The following is a 15,751-nucleotide window of genomic DNA, read 5'->3' as shown; positions in this document are numbered from 1 at the left end:
GCGCGTTTTCATGTTTCAGTATTTCCGGGTTGCATTAGGGCCTGTTCATACGTCAGGCCGTATCAGAACAGATAGTAGATAATCACGTAGACCATTAGCAACACCACAATCCACAACGCGGTAGTGCCGATCTCCCAGGAACGCCCCAGCGGCCCAGCCTGTTCCATGGTACCGCGTGCCGAGCCACCGACGGCGCTGGCCAAGCGGAGTAGTCCTGCCTGCATCAGTCGCAGCGGAGGTCCTGCCAGGCGCCCGCTGGCCCGGGCCAGCTGGGGCAGGCCCCGCCGCCACAACCAGTCGACGTCCAACGAGATTGTCAGGGTGCGCTGCATCCACGGCAGCATCAGGAAGAATGCCAGGCCGGAAAACAGCAACAGTTGCAGATAGAACAGCACCTTGCTGGCGGTATAGGGTTGGTAGTCAACCGCATAGGGCAGCAATGGATACAGCAGTTGTGGATACACACCGAGCAAAATACAGAGACCGGCGAAGAACAGCATCGCCACGGCCATATTCCAGGGAGCATCCTTGGGGCGCAAACCGGAATCCTTCTGAAAGAACACGAACCAGGGAAACTTGATACCCGCGTGCAGGAAAACCCCTGCCGAGGCCGCGGCGAGCAGGAAATACACCAGAACCAGGCCTTCATCTACCGCCGCCTGGGAAATCAGTGTCTTGGTGGTGAAACCCGAGGTTAGCGGGAAACTGGAGATGGCCATGGCACCCACTACACCGCACCACATGGTGATCGGCATGGTCCGGAACAGGCCGCCGACGTCAGTGCACAGGTGCTTGCCGGTGCGCATCACCACCACGCCCGCGCTCATGAACAGCAGGGCCTTGTAGATAATATGGGCGAAGGCGTGGGCAGCAGCCCCATTGATGGCTGTTTCGGTGCCGATACCCACGGCGCAGACCATGAAACCGACCTGGTTGACGATTGAGAACGCCAGTATGCGCCGGATGTCGTTTTCCAGCAGCGCATAGATGATGCCATAGAACACCATGAACAGGCCGACCCAGATCAATACCGACTCACCGGGAAATAGCAGAATCAGTGCCAGAATGGCTGTCTTGGTTGTGAAGGCGGACAGGAACACCGAGCCGGTGGGGCTGGCGGTGGGGTAGGCATCTGACAGCCAGGCAGACAAGGGCGGGGCGGCCGCGTTGATCAGGATGCCGATCAGCAGCATCCAAGTGCTGAAATCTGCCGCGGAGAAAGCCCGGATATCCAGTGATCCAGTGCCGACCAGGATTCCTTCGATACCGACTTTCAGGACCACGCCACCCAACAGGTGAATAATCACATAGCGGATTCCTGCCGCGCGCGATGCTTCGGTGCCACCGCACCAGACCACAACCGTGGAAAACAATGCCATCAATTCCCAGAAGATGAACAGGGTCAGCAGGTCACCGGCAAACGCAACCCCTATGGCCCCGCAGCATAGACCTGCGCCGCAACGAGTTCGGTGCGGCGGGCAGTGTTGAATGCGAAGACCGCGCCGGTGGCGGACATGATGGCAAAGATCGTCGCGAACAGCCGCCTGACGGCGTTGCCCTCGACCAGTTCCAGCGGGTAGCCCAAAAACGTGCCGCGCAGCACCACGCCGTCCGGGACCTGCCAGATCATGTACAGGCAGATCAGCGGGGCGATAATTACCACCGCCGCGCGCAGCTGCCTGGAGCGTATCAGCGCGGTTAGCAGCGCGCCGGTCATGAGCGCCAGCGCGGGCGGCAGGGTTGCAAACAGCTCAAACATCGTAATAGTCATCCGGCCGCTTCAGGATTGCGCCGAGCAGCTTGGCAACAATGACCATGAGCACGCAACTGAGAAAGCCAAACAGCGCGCCAAAGCCGAACCAGCTGTCGATGCCAAAATAACCCTTGACCGGAATCAGCAACTGCAACAAGACAATGAGCAGCAGCACGATGCTGCCCCGATCCACAACTTGCGCAGGGTCGCGGGGCGGGTCAGCCAGTGGTCATCGGGTTTGGTCATAGCGGCAGGCTCCGCACCAGCTGGCCTTCAAGGTCCAGCAATGGTTGATTGAAAAAGAAGAATACGATGGTCAATGTGGCGGTCACCAGCATGGCCAGCAAGATGGCCGCCGGCGCTTCACCATGCTCCATATCCACGCCGGTTGCGGGCGGGCTCAACCAGGCAAAATAGACAATGGGCAGGAAGTACATCGCATTCAGCGCGGTACTGGCAATAATGGTAAAAATCGCCAGGTAGCTCTCGGCCTGGAAGGCGCCGGCAAGGATGAACCACTTGGAAACAAAGCCCGCCGTGGGCGGTACGCCGATCATGCTCAGTGCGCCGATGGTAAAGGCGGCCATGGTCCAGGGCATGCGCCTGCCGATGCCGGCCAGCTGCCACAGTTCAGTCTTGTGGGAGGCGGTATAAATCGCCCCGGCGGCAAAAAACAGTGTGATTTTGCCGAACGCGTGTGCAGCGATATGCACCGCGGCACCAATTTCCGCCAGCGGCTTGAGAATCACGGTCGCGAGGATGACGTAGGACAATTGCGCAATCGTTGAATAGGCCAGCATGCGCTTGAGGTTGGTCTGGTACAGGGCAACCACACTGGCGGCGATGATGGTAAACGCAGCCGCAAACTGCAGCCAATCGGCACTCGGCTGACTGAACAGGAAGTCGACGCCGAAGATGTAGATGATGATCTTGGTGACGCTGAATACGCCCGCCTTGACTACTGCTACCGCATGCAACAGTGCACTGACTGGCGTAGGGGCAACCATCGCGGCGGGCAGCCAGCGGTGAACCGGCATCACCGCAGCCTTGCCGATACCGAACACGAACAGGCCCAGCAGCAGCCCGATGGCTGCCCCCTCCAGTTTGCCGTCGATAATGCCGCCGAGGGTGAAGCGGGTGGTGCCGGCAATGACGTAGGTCCAGATGATTGCCGGCAGAAACAGGGCGATGGACGTACCCAGCAGGACGCCGAGATAGACCCGCGCTGATCTGACGGTGGCGGGGTCCCCTTTGTGCGCAACCAGAGGATAGGTAGAGAGGGTCAGTATTTCGTAGAACAGGAACAGCGTGAACAGATTGTCTGCGAGCGCGATGCCCATGGCCGCAGCGATGGCCAGCGCAAAGCAGATATAAAAGCGGGTCTGGTGCTTTTCCCTGTTGCTGCGCATGTAACCGATCGAGTAGATGGTATTGATGATCCACAGGAAGGAGGCGATGCAGGCAAACATCATCCCCAGAGGCTCCAGGGACAGCGCAAAGGGCAGGCCGGGCAGCGGCTCCGCCAGCACCAGCCGCGGTCGGGCACCGTCGGCCACTTCCGGAAACCAGGAAAATACAGTGATCGCCAGTGCTACCGCAGTCACCAGACTCACCGTCTCACGGAGGTTGGGCCAACGCCCTGTAGCTGCGATACCGATAGCGCCCAGCAGGGGCAGCAGCAACATTAACGGCAGTGTGGTCGCGGACATCAGTACAGGCCCCGAGCAGGGTGTCGGTGCCGCTACGGGCCAGGGCGAGAGGCAGGCGGGGAAACAGGCCAAAATAGACATTGGACAGTGCCGCCAGCCAGATCAGGCTGCGCAATGGCAGGCTCACCTCCAGCCGTGACACATCGCCATCGGGTGGCTCGGAGAACCAGGCCGCCTCGACAAATTTCCACAGGTATATCACCGCCAACAGCGAGCTGATCACAATGGCCGCGACCAGGGCAATGCCCCAGCCGCTACCGTGCCAGTCCATTACCGCGACGATCAGGTACCATTTACTGATGAAGCCGGCGGTTCCCGGCACGCCGATCAGGCTGAGGCCGGCGAGGACGAACGCGGCCATGGTCCAGGGCATGCGGCGGCCTATACCCTGCAAGCTGGCGAGTGTGGCGCTGCCGGAAGTCAGCGCAAAAGCCATCACACACAGAAACAAAGTGCCCTTGGCCAGCGCATGGTTGAACATGTGCAGCAGTGCCGCCATCAGGCCGGGAGCAGAGGTCAGCCCCGCGGCCAGGGCGATGTAGCCGATCTGGGCCACTGAGGAAAATGCCAGCAGCTTTTTCAGGTTGGTCTGGAACACGGCAATCGCCGAGGCCAGCAGAATGCCCGTGACGGCCAGTGGAATGACAAAGGCGCTGAACAGCTCCGAATGTCCCAATAGATTGCCGTGAAATACCGCGAAATTGAAGCGCAACAAGACATAGATGGCGACCTTGGTGGAACAGGCGGCAAGGAATATCGTGACCGCGTGGGGCGCGTAGGTATAGGCCCGGGGAGCCAGATATGCAGCGGGAATACTGCTGCCTTCAGCGCCAGGCCTATGGTGACAAAGCCGGCGGCAATCACGATCGGACGGGTGTCGATGGTACCTTCAAGACGCAGCGCCATGTCGGCGAAGTTCAGGGTGCCGGTCATCATGTAGATAAAACCGACCCCGATCAAATAGAAGGTGGCACCGATAGTGCCTATGACCAGGTACTTGAACACTGCGGACAGGGCCCGCCGGTCTCTGCCGGCCGCGATCAGGATATAGGTGGCGAGCGACGAAATCTCCATGAACACGAACACGTTGAAAGCGTCGCCGGTCACCGCAATACCGCACAATCCCGCCATCGCGATCAGCCACGCGCCGTAGAACATTGGCGCGCGCCGGTTATCGATGTCCAGCCGCAGAGAGCCGCGCCCTCCAGCCAGAGCCAGCGAGGAGGCACCGGTAATCAACAGCAGCACCAGCGCGCTGAGACCGTCGACCCGCAGGGCGATGCCGAAGGGAGGCTCCCAGCCGCCTATCGCGTAGTGCTGAGTGCCGCCTTCCAGCACCGCAGCGACGAGCAGGACCGCCAGCCCCAGCGAACAGAGGCTGGCCAGCAGCGCACTCAACCAGGCGAGAAAGCCGGTGCGCAGCAGGATAACCAGCGGCGCGGTCAGCAGGGGCAGGGCGACCTGCAGGGCGGGCAGATGTTCGGCCAGATTCATGTATTGCGGTCCATCGCCAGAATCTCGTCGTCCTCTATGGAGCCGTATTCTTCGTACAGCCGCACTACAATCGCCAGCCCCAGCGCGGTGGTCGAGATGCCAACGACAATCGCCGTCAGGATCAGAACCTGGGGCAGTGGGTTGGAAAATACCTGGTCGCTGATGCCGGCCTGGATGATGGGCGCCGTGCCTCCGTCGATCTTGCTCATGGTAATGAAGAACAGGAACACGGCGGACTGGAAGATTGCCAGCCCCAGGATTTTCTTGACAAGGTTCCGCTTGGCGATCAATGCATACAGGCCGGTCATCAGCAATACGGCGAAAACCCAGTAATTAAAAAGGCCTAATAGTTCCATGCAAAACTAGTCTCTGGCGGTAAAGGCGTGGAAGATGGAAAGCAGTACGCCGGTGACCGTGACGCCGACGCCGAACTCAATCAGGATGATACCCAGGTGCTGCCCCGCAACGGGATCGCCGGCGAGCACGGAATAATCCAGGAACTGCCCCCCATCACAATGCCTGCCAGACCGACTGCGCCGTAAAGCAGGGCCCCGCCGGCACTCATCCACAGCAGCACCTGGGGCGGAATGACCGCCAGCGCCAGTCGCTCTCCACGTACCAGTGCAAACAGGATCATGCCGGCAACAAACAGCGCGCCGGCCTGGAAGCCGCCGCCCGGACTGTATTCACCGTGAAACTGGATGAACAGCGCAAACAACAGGATGAAGGGCACCAGAATCCTGGCGACTACCTTGGGGATCAAGTGTTCGCTGAGGCCCTGCTCACCATCACTGTCGAGGTGGGAAAATGGTTTGCCACGACCCCCGCCGAGCAGGAACATGACGCCGACACCGGCGGTCAGCACCACAAACACCTCTCCCAGGGTATCGAAACCACGGTAGCTGGCCAGTACGGCGGTGACGATGTTCGGAATATCAATCAACTCGGGCGTCTTCTCAATATACCAGGGCGCCACATGCTGCTGGGCAGGGGCCAGTGGATCGCCCAGCGAGGGCTGGCCGAAGGAGGCATAGATCATCAGCAGTGCAGTCACTACGACCACCGTCACCGCAAGGATGCTGGCACCGCGCGCGGAGGCCTCGTTGGCGGGGGTCAGTCTGAGCGCGGCCAGCAGCAGTACCGTCGCCACACCGGCGCCCACCGCGGCTTCAGTCAACGCGACATCCGCCGCGTCGAGCAGAAAAAAATTGAGCGCCATCAGCAGGCTGAAAATACCGCTTAGCATCACTGCTGAAAACAGGTCGCTGGCGCGGACGATGGCGACGGCGGTGATTACCAGCAATGACAGCAGGAACACGCCGATCAGCAGGGTGGTCATGGCTGTGACTCCTCGTGGCGGGAAGTCTCCGGGGGCGCCGCCTTGTCACCCTCTCCGGCGGGGCGCAGACCGGCCAGCAGGGCGGCATTGGCCAGGGCATAGCTGGCAGTGGGGGAGGTGGTCATCAGCAACAGCAATACTACTGCCAGCTTGACACTGACCAGTGACAGTCCCGCCTGCAGTATCAGGCCGCCCAGCACCAGCACCGGACCCAGTGAGTCAGTCAGACTGGCACCGTGGATGCGGGTATAGAAATCCGGCATGCGCAGGGCCCCGATGCCGCCGGCCAGAACAAACAGCGAGCCGCAAATCACCAGCAGGCCGGAGAGCAGTTCCACGACACCGTTCATTCGTTGTCGGCTCCCTTCGCTGGCTCGCGCTGCTGCCCGGGAGCCGCCGCGGCCCGGCTGCGCTTGTGGTTTTCCTGAACAAACCACAGTACCGCCAGAACCCCGATAAAGTTGATCAGGGCATAGGCCAGCGCGAGGTCGAGGAAGTCGGTGCGGCCGATGGCGAAGGCCATTATCGCAATCAGCAATACGGTCTTGGTACCGAACATGTTAACGGCCAGTACCCGGTCGTAGACACTCGGACCCAGCACAGCGCGCGCCAGGGCGAGGGCCATGGTCGCCAGTATCGCAACAGCGGCAACCAACAGCATCAGTCCGGGTCTACCCGGGCTACGCGCCGCGCCATTGCTCCGCCCTCAAGACCGCGGGCGCTGGCGTCGGTCAGGCAGTGGGCGGTAATCGTGTTGCCATCGATATTGATTGTCAGGGTTCCCGGGGTCAGGGTAATGGAATTGCCCAGCAGGGTGCGGGCAAACTTGCTGGCTGCCTGTGCCTGCACCTCCACCAGCCGCGGGCTCAGGGCTGCCCGCGGTCCGAGCACCAGACGCAGTACCTGGATATTGGAAATGACCATTTGGCCCGCCAGCCAGGCCCAGTACAGGGGCATGCGCCAGAGCAGGACGAGGCGCGGAAGCTCGCCGCCTGCCGTGTTCATGCGCAGCGTCAGCCATACCACCAGTATGCAGGAGGCGATGCCCAGCTGCAGCACAGGTGTCTTGTAGAGGCCGCCCCAGAGCATCCACACCAGGAACAGGAAGATCACGGCAGACAGGAGACGCAACGCGCGCATGTAACAAAGATCCTAGCGGAAAAGCCGGGAATCATACCTTAACAGCCCGCCGCTATGCCACCAGTGTCGGTCCGATAACGCCGCGTTAGCGCCCCTCAATTGCACAGTCAACGAGCGCAATCGTGCTAGAATGGGCGCTTCGCTTCCAGTTAGAGGTCCATATTCATGAAAGTACCGTCTCGCCTGCAACCCCTGGTGGATGACGGCCTGATTGACGCTGTTCTCTTTCCGCTGATGAGCGGCAAGGAGGCTGATATATTCGTGGTCCGCTGCGGCACCAGCACCCGCTGCGCCAAGGTTTACAAGGAAGCCTACAAGCGCAGCTTCAAGAAGGCCGCGACCTACAGTGAAGGGCGCAAGGTGCGCAACAGCCGCCGCGCCCGGGCCATGGAGAAGGGATCCCGCTACGGCCGCAAGCAGCAGGAGGAAGTCTGGCAGAACGCGGAAGTGGACGCGCTCTACCGTCTGGCCAGGGCCGATGTCAGAGTGCCGGACCCACTGGGCTGTTTTGACGGGGTGTTGCTTATGGAGTTGATCGTCGATGACCAGGGCGACGTCGCGCCGCGCCTGGCAGATGTGACCATGACTCCGGACCAGGCGGTGGAAGACCACGGCCTGATGATGCGTTACGTGGTGCGCATGCTCTGCGCTGGCCTGGTTCACGGGGACCTGTCCGAGTTTAACGTGCTGGTGGATGATGAGGGGCCGGTAATCATTGATCTGCCCCAGGCCGTCGAGGTTGCCGCCAACAACAACGCCCAGGCAATGCTGCTGCGGGATGTCCGGAAAATTACCGCCTACTACAGTTTGTTTGCCAGGGAGTTGCTCGACACCCGCTACGGGGAGGAAATCTGGTCGCTGTTCGAGGACGGTGAACTGCATCCCGAGCACGAGCTGACAGGGCATTGCGAACCGGACGATGCCGCCCCCGACGTGGATGCGGTGATGCTGGAGATTCGTGCGGCCCTGCTGGAGGAGCAGGAGCGCCAGCAACGGCTGCAGGAAATGGAAGAAGACTGACCCCCGGGACCAGTCGGCGCGATTGCGCTATGCTGTGGCACCGCTGAAACTGAAGGTATCTGCCGATGCTTCGTCACCTGTTGGTGCTCATACTGTGCTGGAGTGCTGCCAGCGCGCCGCTGGCGGACGTGCTGCGGGTGGCGCTGGCGCCGGATCAGCCACCACTGCAGTACCGTGACGAGGGGCGCATTGTCGGCATCGAGCCGGACAACGCCCGCGCGGTGGGAGAGATCCTTGGCCGCCGGGTGGAGCTGGTCGCGATGAGTGCTGCCGAGCTGCTGCCGGCACTGGAGCAGGAGCGCGTCGATGTGGTCATGTCGGGACTCAGCATTTCCCCGGAGCGAAGCGCGCGGGTGCGCTTTACCGAGCCCTACCTGCAGACCGGGCAGATGGCGATCATGCGGGTGGACAGGGCGGGCCGTTTTGGCCAGCCATGGGCCATCTTCCAGCCCGGGGTACGTATAGGTGTTGAACCGGACTCCCCCGGGGAGGCTTTTGCGCGCCGCGAACTGGGCGAAGCAAGCGTGAGCCTATATCCTGATCCGGAAGCCGCGTTCGCGGCTCTGCGCGCAGATGAGATCGACCTTTTTGTACATGAAGCCGCCACCAGTTGGCGGCTGGCGAATGACACTGACAATGCCGACCTGATCAGCCAGTACCATCCGCTGACCGAGGAGCCGCTGGCGTGGGCGGTGCACCGCGACAATACCGCATTGGAGCTGGCACTGAACCGGGCCCTGGCCCAGATGCGGGGCAATGGCACCCTGGGCTACATCATCGATCGCTGGGTGCCGGTGCAGGTCGAAGCCGACTGAACAGCGCGACATTAACTACTCGACATTTGCGATACTACCGATAGATGAGACTGTTAAATGACTGATCATGCCCAGGCTTTCAGCCAGATCGTGCGGCAGCGCCGCTCGCTGCGTGCCTTTTTGCCGACCCCTGTGGATCCCGCGATCCTGACCGCAATCTTTGAGGATGCGGCGCGAGCGCCCAGCAATTGCAATACCCAGCCGTGGATCGTCCACGTGGTATCGGGCCGCCGCCTCGAACAATTGCGGCAGCGTCTGCCTGCAGCGTTTGCGGCCGGCGAGACGAGTCTGGATTTCCCCTTTGACGGCAAGTATGAGGGGATTTACCAACAGCGCCAGCATGCATCCGCGCAAGCGCTGTATCAGACGATGGGGATTGCCCGGGAGGACAAGTCAGCGCGCCAGCAGGCGTTCTTGCGCAACTTCAGCTTCTTCGATGCCCCCCATGTGGCGCTGCTGTACCTGCCCGAACCCTTCGGTCTGCGCGAAGCCGCGGACCTCGGCATGTTTGCGCAGACCCTGATGCTGGCAATGACTGCCCGTGGCCTGGGCAGCTGCCCTCAGACATCGCTCAGCTTCGAGGCCGAGTTGTTGCGGGCAGAGCTGGGCGTGGCAGCTCAGCACAAACTGCTGTTTGGTATTTCTTTTGGCCATCCGGATCCCGGGGCCGTGGTCAATCGCTGCGGTACCGAACGGGCAGCGGTGAGGGATTTCGTGACGTTCCACGACTGATTCTGGGAGTCTGGAAAGACGACAGAAAAGCGGCTGAGATCGCGGGTGATCGTGCAGGAAGTGCGGCCGGCCAATTGAACTGGCGCGCCGCATTCCGTTACACTGCGCCGCTTTCGGGGATCGGCTCACTCATGGCAACCATCATTACCTGCAATACCAATGGTATACGGGCGGCGGCGCGCAAGGGTTTTTTTGCCTGGCTGGAACAGCAGAATGCCGACGTGGTCTGCATCCAGGAGACCAGGGCCCAGGAACACCAGCTCGCCGATCCACAGTTCTGTCCCGCAGGCTATCACTGCTATTACAACGATGCCGTACGCCCAGGCTACAGCGGCACTGCCCTGTACAGCCGGGTGCTGCCGCGCTCGGTGAACACCCGCCTGGGTTGGGAGTCGGCGGATACCGAGGGCCGCTATCTGCAGGCGGATTTCGGCGGGCTGAGCGTGATTTCCCTATACATGCCATCCGGTTCCAGCAGTGAACAGGCACAGGCCAAGAAATTCGATTTCCTGGCCCGGTTTTTCGAACACCTGCGCAATTTGCGGCGCAAGCGCCGCGAGTACATTATTTGCGCAGACTGGAACATCTGCCACCGTCCCATCGACCTGAAGAACTGGAAGGCCAATCAGAAAAACTCCGGCTTCCTGCCCGAGGAGCGCGCCTGGCTGGACCAGGTCTACGACGAGCTGGGCTACCGGGATTCGTTCCGGCTGGTCAACCCGGAACCGGACCAGTACACCTGGTGGTCCAACCGCGGCCAGGCCTGGGCCAAGAATGTCGGCTGGCGGCTGGACTACCAGGTGATCACGCCACGCCTCGCCAGCGCGGTAAAGTGTGCGGAAATCTATACGGCGGAGCGTTTTTCGGACCATGCCCCCCAGATCATGCACTACGACTTCGATATCCTGGAGTGAACGTCACCCGATTGCAGGGCTCTGCCAATCGCTGTACATTTAGCGGCAGTGCCACCTGTTTAGAATGCCCTTCAAAACCCTGTTACAGACAAGGAATCCAGCATGAGCTTGTTCATCGCCAGCGCCCACGCACAGGCGGAAGCGCCCGCCGCCCCGGGCGGGGAAATATTCCAGATAGTGTTTCTTGTAGGCCTGTTTGCGCTGTTCTATTTCATCGCCATCCGGCCCCAGCGCAAGCGCCAGAAGGAGCACGCAAAGATGGTCGGTGCGCTCAGCAAGGGCGATGAAGTTGTCACCAGTTCCGGTATTCTCGGACGGGTGACTTCACTGGACGATAATTACATGGTGCTCAACGTCGCCAATAATGTGGACATGAAATTCCAGCGCGTGCACGTTCACGCGATCCTGCCCAAGGGAACCCTCAAGTCCATCGCCTGAGCATGACGGACCTGAGGCTGCCACGGCGGGTCGAACTGGCCCGCCGACCGACGCCACTGCAGTATCTGGCACGTGCCAGTGAACGCTGGGGACGAGGTCATCGGCTGTGGGTCAAGCGCGACGACCTCACCGGTTGCCTGCTCAGCGGCAACAAGGTCCGCAAGCTCGAATTCATAGCCGCCCACGCCATCGACCATGGCTACGATACGCTGATCACCTGCGGCGGGCTGCAGAGCAACCATTGCCGCGCCACGGCTTTTGCCGGGGCCCAGCTGGGCCTCGGGGTCCACTTGCTGCTGCGTGGAGAGCGCCCGCAGCAGGGCGAGGGCAATTACCTGCTCGACCAGCTGGCCGGAGCCAGGATCAGCTGCTACCCCAAGCACCAGTACATCGAGCAATTACCGCAGCTGTTCGCAGACTGGCAGGCCCATTACCAGGCAACGGGGCGCAAGGCGCTGGCTATCCCGACCGGGGGCAGCGACGGCCTCGGCGCCTGGGGTTATATCGCCGCCTGCGAGGAATTGGAGTCCGACCTGCAGGAGGCGGGCATTGACCGCGCCCACCTGATCACGGCCAGCGGCTCGGGCGGTACACAGGCAGGGCTGACCCTGGGTGTCGAACTGCGGGGGTTGCCGCTGACGGTGTGGGGGGTCAATGTCTGTGACGATGAGCAGTACTTTCTGGACAAGGTGGCCGCCGATGCCGCGGACTGGCAGGCGCGCTTTCCGGGGTTGCCCGCAGTGCACCCCGCGCCGCGGGTGCTGGACGGCCATGCCGGCGCTGGCTATGGCGTCGCCGGCCCCGAGGTGTTTGCGCTGATAGCGGAACTTGCTGCGCTGGAGGGCCTGTTGCTGGATCCGGTGTATACCGGCAAGGCGTTTCTCGGCATGACTCGGGAACTGGCCGCCGGACGCTTCGACGACTGTGGCGATATCATCTTTCTGCACACCGGCGGTGTGTTCGGCGTTTTTCCGCAGGGGCAGGGTTTCGACTTCGGGGAGCAGGGGCAATGACGGCCTATATTACCGCAGTGAATGCCTGGGCCTGGGGCCCGGTAATGTTGGTGCTGCTGCTGGGCACCGGTCTCTACCTCAGTATTGGGCTGCGGTTTTTGACGCTGCGCAATATTCCCCGCGCCTTTGGTCTGTTGCTGGGCGGCCGCACAGGACAGGGGCAGGGGGATATATCGCCCTTCAGCGCGCTGATGACCTCGCTGTCGGCCACGATAGGTACCGGTAATATCGCCGGCGTTGCCACCGCGCTGGCGCTGGGCGGGCCGGGCGCGCTGTTCTGGATGTGGATAACAGCGCTGGTAGGGATGGCCACCAAATACGCCGAGGCAGTCTGTGCCGTGCAGTTCCGCGAACAGGACGCTGCCGGCAACTACAGTGGCGGCCCGATGTACTACATACGCAACGGCCTGCACCGGCGCTGGCACTGGCTCGCCTGGGCCTTTGCCATCTTCGGCAGTCTGGCCGGCTTCGGCATTGCCAACACGGTACAGTCCAATTCTGTGGCCCAGGTGTTGCGGGATTCCTTTGCGGTGCCGCCGCTGGCCACCGGCCTGGTTTTGATGGTGCTGGTCGCTGCGGTGATCCTGGGCGGTGTGCGCCGTATCGCCCGGGTTGCCAGCTGGCTGGTGCCGTTCATGGCTCTGGGTTATATGCTGATGGGCGTGTACGTGATTCTCACGCATATCAGCCAGGTACCCGCCGCGGTGGTGACGATTGTCGAAGCCGCCTTCACCGGCTCAGCCGCCGTCGGCGGTTTCGCCGGTGCCACCATCTGGGCAGCGCTGCGTTTTGGTGTGGCCCGGGGCATTTTTTCCAACGAAGCCGGACTGGGCAGCGCGCCCATCGCTCATGCCGCAGCCCGTACCAATCAGCCTGTACAGCAGGGCATGATCGCGATGCTGGGCACTTTCATCGACACCCTGGTGGTGTGCAGCATCACCGGTATCGTCATTGTGATCATGGATGTATTGCCCAGCGGAGTCAGCGGTGCCAGCCTCACGTCAATGGCCTTTGGCACCGGTATGCCCGGGGGGAGTATGTGGTCAGCCTCGGCCTTTGCCTGTTCGCGTTCACCACGATGATCGGCTGGTCCTATTACGGTGAACGTTGCGTTGTCTTCCTGCTGGGAGTGCGGGCCAGCTTCCCGTACCGCCTGCTGTGGGTGCTGGTGATTCCCGTCGGTACAGTCATCGAACTGGAACTGGTGTGGTTGATAGCAGATACACTGAATGCCTTCATGGCGGTGCCCAACCTGATTGCGTTGCTGTTGCTGGGCCCGCTGGTGTTCAGGATAAGCCGGGACTATTTTCAGACCCGGTAAACCACCGGCAATGAGATATCCCGGTTGCCGCTGGCGTGCCTGTGCCGGCAAGGTTATGCTTGTACGATGACTGCCACGGACCCCAACAAACTGGTAATTGCCATTTCCTCCCGGGCGCTGTTTGACCTGGGCGAAAGCCATGCGGTGTATCAGGACCAGGGACTGCAGGCGTACTCCGAATACCAGATTGCTCACGAGGAGGAACCGCTGGAGCCCGGCGAGGCATTCCCGTTGGTGCAGAAGATGCTTCGCCTGAATTCCCTGCTGGGAGACGAAGCCCAGGTAGAAGTGGTGCTGCTGTCCCGCAACAGTGCCGATACAGGCCTGCGCGTGTTCACCTCCATCCAGCACTACGGCCTGCCGATCACGCGAGCCGCCTTCTGTGGCGGAGAATCTCCCTGGCGCTACATCAATGCCTTTGGTTGCCAGCTGTTTCTCTCCAATGAAGCGGAGGACGTGCGCTATGCGCTGGATTGCGGGGTCGCCGCCGCGACGCTGGTATCGAACAAGGGCGGCAACAATGACTCCGAGCAGCTGCGGTTCGCCTTTGATGGCGACGCCGTGGTGTTCTCGGACGAAGCGGAACGGGTCTTCAAGAGTGAGGGACTGGAAGCGTTTTCGGCCAGCGAACAGGCGGCCGCCAGGACGCCGCTCAGCGGCGGTCCCTTCAAGCCCTTCCTTGCGGCCCTGCATCGCCTGCAACAGGCGTTTCCCGCCAGCGAGGCGCCCATCCGCACCGCGCTGGTCACGGCCCGCTCAGCGCCTGCGCACGAACGGGTCATTCGCACCCTGCGGGCCTGGAATATCCGTATCGACGAATCCATTTTCCTGGGCGGCCTGAACAAGACCGAATTCCTGCGTGCCTACCAGGCCGATGTGTTTTTTGACGACCAGGAAACCCATTGCCAGCTGGCCAGCCCCCATATTGCCACCGGCCATGTCCCGCATGGTATCGCCAATACCCGGCCGAGCTGAGGTTCAGGCGTTATTCCATTGATGTTGGCAATGGGGTGATTTTACTACTATTCTGTATAAGCCATGCAGGCCCGGGCCCCTCTGTTCGGGCTGCGCTTATCTGGAGGTGGGCATGAAGTTGCAGCAGCTGCGCTATATCTGGGAAGTTGCCCACCATGACCTGAATGTGTCGGCCACGGCACAGAGCCTCTATACCTCACAGCCGGGAATCAGCAAGCAGATCCGCCTGCTCGAGGACGAACTGGGAGTCGAGGTTTTCGCCCGCAGCGGCAAGCACCTCACCCATGTTACCCCGGCGGGGGAAGCCATTCTGAAAACTGCCGGCGAGGTACTGCGCAAGGTTGAGAGTATCAAGCAGGTGGCGCAGGAATACTCCAACGAGAAGAAGGGCAGTTTGTCCATCGCCACCACCCACACCCAGGCCCGCTATGCGCTGCCGGCCACCATCCGCTCCTTCATCGAGCGCTATCCCGATGTCTCGCTGCATATGCACCAGGGCACCCCCATGCAGATTTCCGAGATGGCAGCGGACGGCACAGTGGATTTCGCGATCGCCACCGAGGCGCTGGAATTGTTCAGCGACCTGATCATGATGCCCTGTTACCGCTGGAACCGCTGCGTGCTGGTACCGCGCGATCATCCCCTGACCCAGCTGTCGCAACTCACCCTGGAAGACGTCGCGGCCCATCCGATCGTCACCTATGTATTCGGTTTTACCGGCCGCTCGAAGCTGGATGAGGCCTTCATGGCCAGGGGCTGGTACCGCGGGTCGTATTCACCGCCGCCGACGCCGATGTAATCAAGACCTATGTGAGACTGGGACTGGGCATCGGCATCGTCGCCGCCATGGCCTACGACGAGCGCGCCGACGATGACCTGGTCGCGCTGGACGCCACCGGGCTGTTTGCCAGCAGCATCACCAAGATCGGCTGCCGGCGCGGTACTTTCCTGCGTGGCTACATGTACGATTTCATCGAGGACTTCGCACCCCACCTGACCCGGGACGTGGTGCAGGCCGCGTTCGAGCACCACAGCAAGGCCGAGCTGGATGACCTCTTCTCCCATATCGAACTGCCGGTGTACTGATA

Annotated in this window: 16 protein-coding genes and 3 pseudogenes; 9 read left to right on the top strand and 10 right to left on the bottom strand. The window is 61.5% G+C overall.

Features of this window, described 5'->3' with window-relative positions; genetic code table 11:
• Positions 1 to 62: 62 nt before the first annotated feature.
• From G3T16_RS00305 to G3T16_RS00265, 10 genes and pseudogenes are all read right to left on the bottom strand, one after another.
• Positions 63 to 1,394 carry a proton-conducting transporter transmembrane domain-containing protein gene (locus G3T16_RS00305; RefSeq protein ID WP_232059416.1) on the bottom strand — a complete coding sequence of 444 codons (1,332 nt, stop codon included), beginning with the start codon at positions 1,392 to 1,394 and terminating at the stop codon, positions 63 to 65.
• Positions 1,395 to 1,429: 35 nt separating this feature from the next.
• Positions 1,430 to 1,771, bottom strand: a complete 342-nt coding sequence (locus G3T16_RS21440; protein ID WP_232059199.1) for a hypothetical protein — start codon at positions 1,769 to 1,771, stop codon at positions 1,430 to 1,432.
• On the bottom strand, positions 1,752 to 1,928 hold the full coding sequence (locus tag G3T16_RS00300; protein ID WP_197911793.1) for a hypothetical protein: 177 nt from the start codon (positions 1,926 to 1,928) through the stop codon (positions 1,752 to 1,754). The genes G3T16_RS21440 and G3T16_RS00300 overlap by 20 nt, the downstream gene beginning before the upstream one ends.
• Positions 1,929 to 1,995: 67 nt before the next feature.
• Positions 1,996 to 3,462 (bottom strand): proton-conducting transporter transmembrane domain-containing protein, encoded by a 1,467-nt coding sequence (locus G3T16_RS00295; protein WP_197911792.1) that lies wholly within the window; start codon positions 3,460 to 3,462, stop codon positions 1,996 to 1,998.
• Positions 3,371 to 4,536 (bottom strand): annotated as a pseudogene (locus G3T16_RS00290) (proton-conducting transporter transmembrane domain-containing protein). Before G3T16_RS00290 ends, G3T16_RS00295 begins: the two are co-directional and overlap by 92 nt.
• Positions 4,537 to 4,952: 416 nt before the next feature.
• On the bottom strand, positions 4,953 to 5,312 hold the full coding sequence (locus G3T16_RS00285; protein WP_163493341.1) for a cation:proton antiporter subunit C: 360 nt from the start codon (positions 5,310 to 5,312) through the stop codon (positions 4,953 to 4,955).
• 80 nt (positions 5,313 to 5,392) lie between these two features.
• Positions 5,393 to 6,295 (bottom strand): DUF4040 domain-containing protein, encoded by a 903-nt coding sequence (locus G3T16_RS00280; RefSeq protein ID WP_232059198.1) that lies wholly within the window; start codon positions 6,293 to 6,295, stop codon positions 5,393 to 5,395.
• On the bottom strand, positions 6,292 to 6,645 hold the full coding sequence (gene mnhG / locus G3T16_RS00275) for a monovalent cation/H(+) antiporter subunit G (RefSeq protein ID WP_163493340.1): 354 nt from the start codon (positions 6,643 to 6,645) through the stop codon (positions 6,292 to 6,294). Before mnhG ends, G3T16_RS00280 begins: the two co-directional genes overlap by 4 nt.
• A complete protein-coding gene (locus G3T16_RS00270; protein ID WP_163493339.1) occupies positions 6,642 to 6,956 on the bottom strand; it encodes a monovalent cation/H+ antiporter complex subunit F in 315 nt (104 codons plus the stop codon). Before G3T16_RS00270 ends, mnhG begins: the two co-directional genes overlap by 4 nt.
• Complete coding sequence (locus G3T16_RS00265) at positions 6,956 to 7,435, bottom strand: Na+/H+ antiporter subunit E (RefSeq protein WP_163493338.1); 480 nt, start codon at positions 7,433 to 7,435, stop codon at positions 6,956 to 6,958. Before G3T16_RS00265 ends, G3T16_RS00270 begins: the two co-directional genes overlap by 1 nt.
• Before the next feature lie 165 nt (positions 7,436 to 7,600).
• On the opposite strand from G3T16_RS00265, the gene G3T16_RS00260 reads away from it, so the two are divergent.
• From G3T16_RS00260 to cysB, 9 genes and pseudogenes are all read left to right on the top strand, one after another.
• Positions 7,601 to 8,455, top strand: coding sequence for a PA4780 family RIO1-like protein kinase (locus G3T16_RS00260; protein ID WP_163493337.1), 855 nt, complete (start codon positions 7,601 to 7,603; stop codon positions 8,453 to 8,455).
• 65 nt (positions 8,456 to 8,520) lie between these two features.
• Positions 8,521 to 9,270 (top strand): substrate-binding periplasmic protein, encoded by a 750-nt coding sequence (locus G3T16_RS00255; RefSeq protein WP_163493336.1) that lies wholly within the window; start codon positions 8,521 to 8,523, stop codon positions 9,268 to 9,270.
• A 57-nt stretch (positions 9,271 to 9,327) separates the two neighbouring features.
• Positions 9,328 to 10,002, top strand: coding sequence for a nitroreductase (locus G3T16_RS00250; RefSeq protein ID WP_163493335.1), 675 nt, complete (start codon positions 9,328 to 9,330; stop codon positions 10,000 to 10,002).
• Positions 10,003 to 10,133: 131 nt separating this feature from the next.
• Positions 10,134 to 10,916, top strand: a complete 783-nt coding sequence (locus G3T16_RS00245; RefSeq protein ID WP_163493334.1) for an exodeoxyribonuclease III — start codon at positions 10,134 to 10,136, stop codon at positions 10,914 to 10,916.
• A gap of 102 nt (positions 10,917 to 11,018) precedes the next feature.
• On the top strand, positions 11,019 to 11,354 hold the full coding sequence (gene yajC / locus G3T16_RS00240) for a preprotein translocase subunit YajC (RefSeq protein WP_163493333.1): 336 nt from the start codon (positions 11,019 to 11,021) through the stop codon (positions 11,352 to 11,354).
• Between the two features lie 2 nt (positions 11,355 to 11,356).
• Positions 11,357 to 12,367 (top strand): 1-aminocyclopropane-1-carboxylate deaminase/D-cysteine desulfhydrase, encoded by a 1,011-nt coding sequence (locus G3T16_RS00235; protein WP_197911791.1) that lies wholly within the window; start codon positions 11,357 to 11,359, stop codon positions 12,365 to 12,367.
• Positions 12,364 to 13,688: pseudogene (locus G3T16_RS00230) on the top strand (alanine/glycine:cation symporter family protein). Before G3T16_RS00235 ends, G3T16_RS00230 begins: the two are co-directional and overlap by 4 nt.
• Positions 13,689 to 13,754: 66 nt before the next feature.
• Positions 13,755 to 14,663: a 5'-nucleotidase gene (locus G3T16_RS00225; protein ID WP_163493332.1), complete on the top strand. Its 909-nt coding sequence runs from the start codon at positions 13,755 to 13,757 to the stop codon at positions 14,661 to 14,663.
• A 112-nt stretch (positions 14,664 to 14,775) separates the two neighbouring features.
• Positions 14,776 to 15,749, top strand: a pseudogene (gene cysB, locus G3T16_RS00220) (HTH-type transcriptional regulator CysB).
• The last annotated feature ends 2 nt before the right edge of the window (positions 15,750 to 15,751 follow it).

The organism is Kineobactrum salinum (genome assembly GCF_010669285.1).
GTDB lineage: Bacteria > Pseudomonadota > Gammaproteobacteria > Pseudomonadales > Halieaceae > Kineobactrum > Kineobactrum salinum.
The sequence above is the reverse complement of the archived record's forward strand: the minus strand, read 5'-3'. Positions and strand labels throughout refer to the sequence as shown.